The 10863-nt window shown below is 67.9% G+C and carries 8 protein-coding genes and 1 pseudogene; all 9 read right to left on the bottom strand.

Features of this window, described 5'->3' with window-relative positions:
- Positions 1 to 184 precede the first annotated feature (184 nt).
- Positions 185 to 1117 (bottom strand): HNH endonuclease, encoded by a 933-nt coding sequence (locus ACWF62_RS14205; RefSeq protein WP_452630391.1) that lies wholly within the window; start codon positions 1115 to 1117, stop codon positions 185 to 187.
- Between the two features lie 240 nt (positions 1118 to 1357).
- Positions 1358 to 3511, bottom strand: a complete 2154-nt coding sequence (locus ACWF62_RS14200; protein ID WP_452630389.1) for a DEAD/DEAH box helicase — start codon at positions 3509 to 3511, stop codon at positions 1358 to 1360.
- A gap of 440 nt (positions 3512 to 3951) precedes the next feature.
- Positions 3952 to 4407, bottom strand: coding sequence for a barstar family protein (locus ACWF62_RS14195; protein WP_452630387.1), 456 nt, complete (start codon positions 4405 to 4407; stop codon positions 3952 to 3954).
- A gap of 44 nt (positions 4408 to 4451) precedes the next feature.
- A complete protein-coding gene (locus ACWF62_RS14190) occupies positions 4452 to 4880 on the bottom strand; it encodes a hypothetical protein (protein ID WP_452630386.1) in 429 nt (142 codons plus the stop codon).
- Between the two features lie 171 nt (positions 4881 to 5051).
- Positions 5052 to 5426: a hypothetical protein gene (locus ACWF62_RS14185; RefSeq protein ID WP_452630385.1), complete on the bottom strand. Its 375-nt coding sequence runs from the start codon at positions 5424 to 5426 to the stop codon at positions 5052 to 5054.
- Positions 5423 to 5767: a hypothetical protein gene (locus tag ACWF62_RS14180; protein WP_378506781.1), complete on the bottom strand. Its 345-nt coding sequence runs from the start codon at positions 5765 to 5767 to the stop codon at positions 5423 to 5425. The genes ACWF62_RS14185 and ACWF62_RS14180 overlap by 4 nt, the downstream gene beginning before the upstream one ends.
- A 39-nt stretch (positions 5768 to 5806) precedes the next feature.
- A pseudogene (locus tag ACWF62_RS14175) lies at positions 5807 to 5896 on the bottom strand (hypothetical protein); the annotation flags it as partial.
- A 200-nt stretch (positions 5897 to 6096) separates the two neighbouring features.
- Complete coding sequence (locus ACWF62_RS14170) at positions 6097 to 6801, bottom strand: hypothetical protein (protein ID WP_378570000.1); 705 nt, start codon at positions 6799 to 6801, stop codon at positions 6097 to 6099.
- The coding region (locus ACWF62_RS14165; RefSeq protein ID WP_452630383.1) for a DUF6531 domain-containing protein at positions 6791 to 10863 on the bottom strand (4073 nt) is incomplete at its 5' end. The genes ACWF62_RS14170 and ACWF62_RS14165, both read right to left, overlap by 11 nt.

The raw sequence follows: 10863 nt of genomic DNA, 5'->3' as shown, positions 1-10863 counted from the left end.
GCCGTGTTGGGAGAATTGCCACCTCTCGTCAATCACCTCGCGGATACACCTCACCGGAATCGCAAGGTACACGCGCACTCTGACGGTCCGGCAACCGCACCATGCGCCCTGTCATTCATTCACACGACATCCAGCGCCGCACGGCAGAACCGGCCGCACAGCATCGGTCACCCGCGCTGTCGCCCTACCCTGCTCCGCGGAACCTCGCGTAGCTGACGGCGAGCAGGTCACGGTCGGGCCTCTCGGAACGGGTGGCCGGCACGACCATCAACTTCTGCCCGTGCCGCTCCTTGAGGCCATGCTCGAGCATCGGCCCGTCGATTTCCTCAAGCAGGTCCTGGCGGATCTCGACGACCAGGTCGGGCGTGACGCCGAGGATGTGAACGTCGTAGGCGGCGTGGTGGATCTTGCACATCGCGAGCCCGTTCGTCACCGAGGCGATGCCGGCGGCGTCGGCGTCCGGCACGATGTGCGCGGCGTCAAGCAGTTCCCCGTGCGCGAGTGCGCAGACCGAGCACCGGGTGTCGTAGGCACGCATTACCGTGGCCCGGAACACCGGTTGGTGCAGACGACGCTTCGTCTCCGCGATCACGTAGCGCCGCAGCTGGGACTCGGCCGGGGTGTCCGGTCGATGCAGGTCGCGGGCGACCTCCGTCGCGACAACGAACTGATGCTGCTCGGGTTCTTCGGCCACGATGTACACCGGGTAGATCGGCTGGAAGGTGCCGACCCCCACCCCGTAGAACCAGATCAGCGGGACACCCTGGTTCATCGCGTTGCGCAGGCCACGATTGTCCATGTGGTCCGGATCGGTACCCGACCACTTGTAGCGAAGGAAGCCGTCGGCACCGACCTCGTCCTCGTACGGTCGCTCGGCGCCGACGGGACGGTAGGTGGTGCTGATCGACAGCGCCGCCGCGATCTCCTTCGGCTTGCGGATGCCGCGCGTTCGGTCGACGAGCTTGAACGGCTGCCCGTCGATCGCGAAGTCCTCGAGGTCCGTTCGGGTGATCGACTCGAGTCCGTCGTTGGTTCTGACGGTCAGCCAGGCCATCGCTTCGCGTCGCAGACGGGTATCGAACGTCTCACCACCGCCGCCGATCGAGGCCACCGCCACCCGACCCCCCCTCGTCTCGCCCGGATTTCCGTCGCAGACTAGCGAACGACCAAACCGTGTGTCGCGGGCGCCGGGTCCGCCGACCAACGCCTGGTGAACCTGGTGTGCGCGGATGGATGGCGCGATCTGGGTTGGCAACTCCGCGAAAGGTCGTGAACAAGATCAATTTAGCTGGTGGATAAGAAGATTCACCTGTCACCGCACGTTCCCCACCCAACAAAGTCCTACTGGGCCGCGCCGTCACCGATGCCTGTCTTCGGACTGGTCAGGATGGTCGGCGCGCCCGCCAACCAGACCCAACCCCAATCGTTCCCGCTCGGCCCGAACAAAATCCTGTTCCGTCGGCACGACGCCGCCGTCCCACCCCGCACTGGTCGACGCGGAATCGGACTCCTTGGCGTGACTACGCCGCGCGTACTCGTCGAACAGGTCCGACTTCTTCGCCAGCACGGACCGCATCAGTTCGTCGACGCTGTCCTTTGCGAGGAGGCGGTGCACCTGGACCGTCCGAATCTGTCCCATCCGATGGGCGCGCGCGACGGCCTGCGCTTCGGTACTCGGCTTCCATTGTGGCTCGGTGAGAATGACGACCGATGCCGCTTGGATGTTGAGACCGACCCCGCCGGCCTCGATCTGTGCCAGCAGCACCGCGCTACCCGTGTGGGCGGTGAAGTCGTCGACGATCCTCTGCCGGGCGGCAGTCGCGGTCGATCCGGATATCGGACCGAACACCGCCCCTGGCAGCGCGTCGCGGACCGTGTCGAGGACGCCGCGGAAGTACGAGAACACGAGCACCTTGGCTCCGCCAGCTTCGGCTTCCTCGACAATCTCGAGAAGCCTGTTCAGCTTCGCCGAGCCGGCGCGGGTCGCCGGCTCGTAGGCCGCCTGCCGCATCGCCATGAAACCTCCGTCCGCGACCGCCTGACGGTAGGCCGTGGCATCGGGGCCGCCGAACAAGACCCAGTCCTCGACCTCGATCAGGTCCGGCAGCTCGCCGAGAACATCGACCTGGTTACGTCGCAGATAGGCGGGGGCTACCGCCTTGCGAAACGCCGTAGCACCGGCGAGGCCGTCCCGCACATGCAGTCGCCGCGCCACGGCCGTCTGTACGTACCCGACGAGGTTCTTGAACTCGTCGACCCTGTTTTCCATCGGTGTGCCGGTGAGCAGCACGGCTCGGTCGCTGGAGTCGAGGACGGCACAGACCGCCGCGGCCCGTTGTGTCGCAGGGTTTTTGATGTAGTGGGCCTCGTCGACGATCAGCAGGTCCGGTTCGGTCGACACCACAACCGATTTGAGGGTGTCGAAGGTCGTGACGGCGACGCCGCCCTCCGCTGCCCACGCGTCGAGTCGCGTCGTCCGTTCGGGTCCGTGAACCTGCCACGACCGCAGGTCGGTGTGCTTGGCCGTCTCGTTGATCCAGTTGCTCACCACACTGGCCGGGCACACCACCAGCGTGTGCTGTTTGCCTTCGGCTGCGAGGTGCGCCGCGACGGCGAGCGCCTGCACAGTTTTGCCCAGTCCCATCTCATCGCCGAGAATCGCCTTCCCCCGCGCGAGAAGGTACTGAGCCCCGAATGCCTGGTAGCCACGCAGGAACGACCGCAGATGAGTCCGATCCAGGGCAACTCGATCGGCCTCGTCGACGAACTCCCGTGTCAGGTAGCCGTGCGCGGAGTGCTCGTCGTCGGCCGACCCCTCGGAAAGGAACTGGCTCAGCAACGCGTTGACCGCCGCCGCGTCCCGTTCGTAGTCGCCCCACGGATCCGCGTATATGGGCGGGGAGTCCGCGAGAGTCATCAGATCCGCCTTCAACCTCACCACCGCCGGATCGGCCGCGATCTGCTCGATGCCCATCACCGCTGCCAGCGCCGCCGCTCTCTTCGCCTTGCCGGAGAAGAACATCGACAAGCGGCTACCGGCACGCTCGCACCCTGCTCGATGCACGTCGACCCTGCCACCCAGCGCCGTCACCGGTGCCCGCAACCGCTCGACCGCCGGCTCGACCTGACGCAACGCCAGCAGTGACGTGAGGATTGCGGTGTCGTCGGCGGCCCGGGCATCCGCGTCGAGGCGAAATCGCACCTCGGACCGGACCCGCTGCTGCTGCGCAACTGCCTCGGAGTGGATCGCGGAGGCCGACCGTGGGCCGACGCCCGGAACCGACGCGAGGGTTTGCGGCGTCGCGCACACGATATCGGCAACCGTCCCGAGCGACGACCCCGTGAGTCCGCCCAGCCGGGTGCCCTTCGGGAGTGCGCCCCGCAGGGAATCGACCGGCATGTCGCGGAGGCGGCCGACGACCTGTGCATCGATCGAGGCAGCGATACCCGAGGCGATCGATGACCGGAGTCCCGCCGGTATCCCGAGGACGTGTGTCCCGAGGGTGAGCACGAAGTCGAGCGACTCCAGCGCATCATTCTTCTTGGCCACTGTTCGTCACCGCATCCTTGTCGTCACCAGTCGTGCTGTTCACAGATGTCGCGGCCGATGTAGCCCTGCTCAGGCAGTCCGTACGAAGCAAGCACCGTGCACGGCAACGACACGCATCCTCATTTGCTCTCCGATTGTCGAGCGACAGCATCGGCAACACGCAATCGGGCCGTCGACGCGATGTCCAGGCACGATGTCCACAGTGGTCATGTCCTGTTGTCGATATCGCTCGATCGCCCGGCTTTGCTACACCGTTTGGCCGTCCCCGGGGCTGATCTGCCTGGAACTCGACGGGCATTTCGTTTCAAGCACGGCTCCCCGACGACCACCGGGGCGAATCCAACTCTGTTGGGCGTCGGTAGACCGGAACCGTGGGAGCGCCGCGTCGTCAATGGCGACTGTCACCCCGGCCTTTTCCACGACCGCGCTCGGAGCAGCCGCTCGGCGCCCCTGCTGCTCGAGCACACGAGCACGGTGTTGAAGGCGACGGCGCCCCCGCCCCACTCCGGACCGAGACCCAACATCCGCGACCAGGACCGTCCCGCCTCGTCGAGCAGGCGCAGGAATACAGGGAGATCGTCGGGATCGTCGGCAAGCAGGTCGTCAGCACCGGAGATCACCGTCAGCTGAATAGGGGACGGACACCCGGCCAGCGTGGTGATGGACTCGTCGAAGGCCGCCCAGTTCCGTCCGAAGTAGTCCGGGAAGCCGAAGGCCACCGCATAGCCGTCGAATACCGCGGCGACGCTCGTGAGAGTCTCGCCGTCGAGATGAACAACTCGCCCGCCCCGTGTCGCGGCGAGTTCGGTCATCGCGCGCACGTCGGCGTCGACCGCCACGTGAAGCCAGGGCCCCACTGGCGACACCACCGACTCGCCCGTCACCGACTGCGGCCCATCGCTCATTCCAACCCCCGGACGGGAAGGGTCATCTCGGCCATCCCTCCCCGAAAATCGCTCAACGCAGCAGTAAACGAACCCAACGGCGTGTGCAGCGACCAGGGTTCGTAATCGGAGTCAGTCTCGATTCCGAGGACTTCACCATCCTCGAAAGCGATTTGGGCCACTTCCGGGCGATCCGCCGCATACGCGAACCGGTCGACGGTCCTCCCCAGCATCGAGTCCACCACCGTCGCCGCCGATTTCGCGTCCAGCGAATCCCCGTCGACAATAAAACCATCGGGGAACGCCAACCACCAACGGCAGAAGACGACGACGTGCCAGTCAGGACCGAACAACGTGAAGAATCCCGGAGCAGACTCCGCCCGCACTATCTGACTCGGCAGCACCGCATTCAGTGCTCGGGCGGCATCGTCATAAGTTGACAGCATCAGTACAACTCCACGTGGGTTCGAGATCGGACATACTCTGGCGCCATCGCGCCACCGAGTCCCCGCTCTGGTTGCACCGGCTTTGCGGTGAACGGGCTGATCGGCTGACCGTTCGAGTTCATGAATGACGCGCGTTCGGAGGCGAAAGGCGTCATGTCCTACTGCCCCGTCTCACCGATTCACCGGATACCGTCCACCGCCAAGTTCGGAAACAACGTCCGCGAATTCCTCTACCGCGTCGGGATGGCCGTCGAAGTAGTCCTCCCAGAAGCCCGCCCTAGCGAATCTTCTGTGGGTGATCATCAGCCCCCCACCTCGACCCGGGATCAAGATCCATCCATCAGGCACCGCGTTGTCCACGACGTCGAACATCCCAGCCGGCCAGATCGACGCCAGCCCGGACTGGTCGATTACCCGGTACGTGGTGTCGGACCGATGCGAGATTGCAATCTCCAGCACATCTGATCTGCCCTCCAGCAGGGTCGGATATGGCGCCCCAACAGTATTGGGAACCCGCTCACCTGCTGGTTTCAGCTCTACGATCACCTTGACCACATCACTTTCGACTTGTAGTCCAATTCGTACATCACTTCCAGAGTCATCCGGTTCATGTAGAAGTGAGCCTCCACGCGGCCATGCTGCCAAGGCATCGACCCACTCGTGAACTTCGCCCAGTCACGAACATCACCACCTCGCTCCGCGACCTGCCGGGCGAACTCCGGATTGCCAATATTCTCCCCTCGAATGACGTCATACGCCCCCGCGAGCACATCGTCATGCAATCGTCCGTCATCCGTGAATAGACTCGACAGCTGTCGATCGAGAAGTTCAGACCGCAAGTACTCAGCCGAGATTGGGCTCTCCGGGTAGCCGGACTGCGTGGACACACGATTTCCCCCACACGCCTCCGGCGCCAACCCCAACGGATCGATCCACCCCGTCGGATTGTGCGGGTACGCACTCGGATTCGCCGCGGGCGCCAACCCGAGCGGGTCCTGCGTGACGTACCGGCCGAGCGCGGGGTCGTACTAGCGGTGCAGGTTGTAGTGCAGCCCGGTCTCGTCGTCGCAAGAGTCCTACCAGAACCCGCCTGTGACATCAGTGCGTACGGCCAAGTGGTCGAACCTGGACCGTCTCGAGGCGGTGCGACACGGGTTGCCGAGTGAGACGCAGCCAAACAGGGCACTCCCGATCGGTAAGATCCGATAATTGTGTGCTATTGCGCCTGGCCAGGTAGCTTGTCCTCGATCGCATCGATCCTTCGCGCCTGCGCGTAAATGTCGACGCCTACACGTCGGTCGTCGAAGACGCCAAATCCACGAACGATTAGTGCCCCCAGCTGAAGTGCTGGAATGAGTCGACGAAGGAGTTCGCCCCCGTCGGGATCCGGATCACCGAGACCCTGTAGTGCGCGGTCAATGACCGAGTGCAAATCCCCCGACACCGACTCCGGATGCAGAACGCAGAGCGCTGGATGCGTTCGCGTCACTTCGATGGCAACTCCGAACTCCTCGATATCGCAGTCAAGCCATCCCGCGAACCGCAGCCTGTCATCCGACCGGGTGAGCGGAAAATCGTGCCGGGCACCCACCGGAAGCATGACGGATTCTCTCTCCCATTGCCCCCAGACCCTGTGCTTCATCGCGAGGCTTGCGGCAAGTCGATTGGGGGGCTGGGTAGGCCAGGACGCTGCGACCAGCATGAGCCCCCATAACTCGTCCGACAGCAAGGACAACGCTTGCGATGCAGCGTGCGCCGCCTCCGCTACGCCGGCAGCTGGGGTTAGTCCTGCAACTGATGAACGATTCACCTCGATACCAAGGACGTCGATGTCCGAAAGCTCCGCCGAAACCGACCGAAGGAGCGGTACGTCCGCACACGATGCCCGGTCCAGCGACAGATCACCGCTCTCAGTAGTCATAGTGATCACCGTTCGGGGCGTTGAAGTGCGGTCCCCGATTCTGGGATGGGTCGTCGACGAAAATGTGTCCCCCGGCGTCGTCTCGGATTGTCACTCTTCTCGTCCCCCCACCTTCGACGGGTACCTCGAATACATAGCTGCTACCCGGCTGCAATCGTCCTCGCCGATCATAGTTCGGGTCGACAGCCAGCGGCTGCTGCCCGACCGGGATACCCAGATCGCGTTTCACCTGGTTGAACGCGCCATGGCGGCCCGCGCCATCGGGCGACATATTGGGAGGTCGGTGACCCCCGCACGCCTCCGGCGCCAACCCCAACGGATCGATCCACCCCGTCGGATTGTGCGGGTACGCACTCGGATTCGCCGCGGGCGCCAACCCCAGCGGGTCCTGCGTGACGTACCGGCCGAGGTCGGGGTCGTAGTAGCGGTGCAGGTTGTAGTGCAGCCCGGTCTCGTCGTCGAGGTACTGGCCGGGGAACCGCAGCGGCGTCGACTCCCCCTGCCAGCTGGCCCGCCCCCACAAGTCCGCGGACGCCGACCCGACCTCCACCCCGGTAGCGGGGTCGACCAACCCGACCGGTGAACCGACGAGGTCGGTGACGATCGCGAAGAATTCGCCGTCGACCCGGGACTGGGTCAGCGGCGTGAACCCGCCCGGCTGGTACGTCCACCTGCTGATCTGCCCGGCCGTCTCCTGTTCGACGAGTCGGGCACCGTCCCACGTGAAGCGGTTCCGCTCGACGACGGTCCCGTCGTCGGCGATCCGGTTCTTGGTGGTGCGGCGACCGTACGCGTCGTAGCTGTACCGCCACCGCTGCCCGTCCGGCGTCACGACCTCGACGAGCTGGTCGAATGCGTCGTACCGGTACCGCCACACGTCCGGCTTCCGCGACGGCCGGGTGACGGTCTTGCGGACCAGTCGTCCCGCCGCGTCGTGCCGGTAGCGGGTGCGGCCGTCCCGGATGATCAGGTTGCCGCGGTATTCGCGTCGGTCGTCGCCGCGGCGGGTGACGTTGCCGAGCCCGTCGTATCCGTACCGCTCCCCCGGCCCGTCGCCGCGGTCGACGGAGGTGACCCGGCCGACCGGGTCGAGCCGGTAGTCGGTGCGCATCCCCGTCTCCCCCGCGCGGCGCGTGTGCCGGGTGAGGTGGCCGTCGGCCCGGTAGTCGTACCCGTCCTCGCGCAGGACGGTGCTCGACGGTCCGCCGAGCCCGAGGTCGAGAGCCGGCGCGGGATGCGCGGTCACGGTCCGCGCGGCGATGCGCCCGGACTGCGTGTGGGTGTGCGTCACCGCGACCTCGCCGAGCCGCCACCCCGACACTGCGCCGCGCGGGTCGTGGGTAAACCCGACCGTGCGCCCCTCTGCGGTGAGCGCCGCCAACCGTCCCGCCGGATCCCACCGCCACCCGGTGTCCGCGCCCGACGCGCCCGACCGGCGGGTGCGGCGGCCCGCGGCGTCGTACTCGTATCCCGCCCGGCGGCCGTCCACGGTCTCGCTCGACACGAGACCTGCTGCGGTGTAACCCCGTTCGATCAGGTGCGTGACGTCGTCACCGCGTCCCGACGCGGCGGCGGTGACCCGGCCGGCGGCGTCGTGGCCGAAGCGGCGGTACTCCCCGGTGTCGGCGCGCACCTCGGTCAGCCGGCCGAGGATGTCGTGGCGGTGGGTGCGGGTGACCCCGGTCGCGCCGGTCACCGCCGCAGCCCTGCCCATCGCGTCGCGGGTGTAGGTGGTGGTCGCGCCGGCGTAGTCGGTCTCGGCGATCAGGCGTCCGGCCGGGTCGTACCGGTAGGTCCAGGTGTCGCCGAGCGGGTTGGTGACGGCAGTGAGGCGCCGTTCGGTGTCCCAGGTGTACCGGGTACTCACGCCGTCGGGGTCGATGCGCTCGGTGAGCAGGTCGAACGGGCCGTACCGGTACGCGGTGACCCCGCCGACCGCATTTCTGTGGGTGAGGAAGTTGCCCTCCCCGTCGTAACACCAGGTTTCGGTGCCGCCGTCGGCATCCGTGGCCTCGATCAGCCGGCCGCCGGGCGACCACCGCCGGGTGGTCACGGCGCCGGTCGGGTCCGTCACCCGGACCGGCCGCCCGAACCCGTCCCGCTCAATCCGGGTGACACCGCCGGACGGACACGTGATCGCGACCGGCAGCCCCGCCCCGTCGCAGTCGACGAGGGTGGTCGCACCCGTCGGGTCGGTGATCCGGGCGACCGCGCCGGTGTCGTGGTGCCGGTACGTGGTCCGCGCGCCGGACGAGTCGGTCACCGCGGCGAGCCTGCCGCGGCCGTCCCACGCCTGCCTGGTGACCTCCCCACCCGAATGGTGCACGGCGACAGCCTGTTTCGGCGCGCCGTAGTCGACGGTCAGCGTCTCGCCGTCGGGGCGGACGATGCGGGCGACGTCCCCGTCCGGGGTGTAGGTGTAGCCGGTGACGGCGCCGTCCGGGGTGCGGACCCGCAGCGGCTCGCGCCGGTCGTTGTAGTCGGTGTGGGTGTGCCCGCCCGCCGGGTCGATCAGGTCCCGCAGCCGCAGGTCCGTGTCGAAGCCGTGGGTGGTGGCGGCGCCGAGGGAATCGGTGACGACGGTGACCCGGCCGGCGGGCAGCTCGCGGTAGTCGAAGCGGCAGTTCATGATTCCCGCGGTGCCGCGCTGGGTGACGACCCGTCCGGACGCGTCGTAGCCGTTGTCCATCCGGGTGCCGTTGGAGTCGACCCACGCCAGCATCCGGCCGTCGGCGTCGTACTCGTAGCGGGTGGTACCGCCGTCCCCGGTCGTCACCGAGGTGAGGTCGCCGTCGGTGTACCCGAATTCGCGCACCGTCACGGCCGCGTCGCCGTCCACCACCGCCAACGCCGTCACCCGGCCCGCCGCCGTGGTGACCCGCACCCGGTAGCCGCCGGAGTGCACGACGTCCGTCGGCGCGCCGTCCGCGTCGTAGCGCAGCAGGATGCGGTTGCCGTGCCGGTCGGTGATCGCGCTGATCGCCACGTTGCCGAGCGCCGAATCCAGCCCCGCCAGCTCGGGTTTCGGTGCGAAGTGCCAGCTGATCCGGCGGTCCGGGTCGTCGATCCGGTAGCCGCCCGCCTCGGTGCGGGTCAGCGGCCATCGCTGCCCGGACGCGGGCAGCACCGCCGCGCCGACCTCCGGGTGCGGGTAGCGGAGCATGACGCCGTCCTCGGCGAGGAACGTGACGCCCGCGTCCTCGACGACCACCCGCAGGTCGAGGGTCGCCGACCAGCTCCGCCCGAACCAGCGCCCGAACCGGTGGTTCGACCGGTGCCGCCGCCGCAGCACCAGCGGCAACACCCCCGGCAGGGTGAGATCGGTTTCCGGGAGCAGGAATTCGCCGGTCGCCACGTCGACGGGGTCGCCGCCCTCGGTGTTCTGGTGGCCGGTCCGGTCGGCCTCGACACCGCTGTCGGTCGCGGCATGGTGGGCGCCACTGTCCGCATCGGCGAGCTGCTGCGGGGTCGGCGTCGGATCGGCCCGCGGCTCCGGTCCCGGTCCCGGCGCGGCGGGGTCGACGGAGGCGGGCGCGGTGTCCGGCGGCGGGTCCGCGGCATGATGCCCGTCCGGCGCGCGGTCGACGAGCCGGGCGGTGTCGACCAGCGTGTCGGCGGCGTCCACGATGTGCTCGGTCCCGCGCACCGCGGCGGCCCCCACCCCGCCGACGCCGCCGGTCGCGGCGGTGAGCAGCGCGTCCCCGGCGAGGCCACCCGACACCTCGAACGGGTGCTCCCGCAGATCGGTGAGCATCGCGGAGACGACGGCGCCCGGGTCGGAGGCGGCGACGAACAGTCCCGCGGTCAGTTCCGACATCGCGGCCGCATACTCGGCCGGGTGCGTCAGGTTGTAGCGGTCGGCCGGGTTGACCTGCCGCACGAACCCGGCGATGCCGCTGAGCGAGGTGACCAGGCCCGCCGTGAAGTTCACCTTCGCCGCCTCGCCGACCGCGAGCAGGTCGGTGACGTCGGCGGCGAGGCGTTCGGTGAACGGCGGTGCGGTCGGCGCCGCCGCGGTGACCTCCGCCAGCCGGGCCGCGATCCGCGCGGTGACCCCGTCCC

The sequence above is a fragment of the Rhodococcus sp. NPDC054953 genome, from assembly GCF_053609225.1.
Note: the sequence above shows the minus strand (reverse complement) of the source record. Positions and strands in the feature narration are given on the sequence as shown.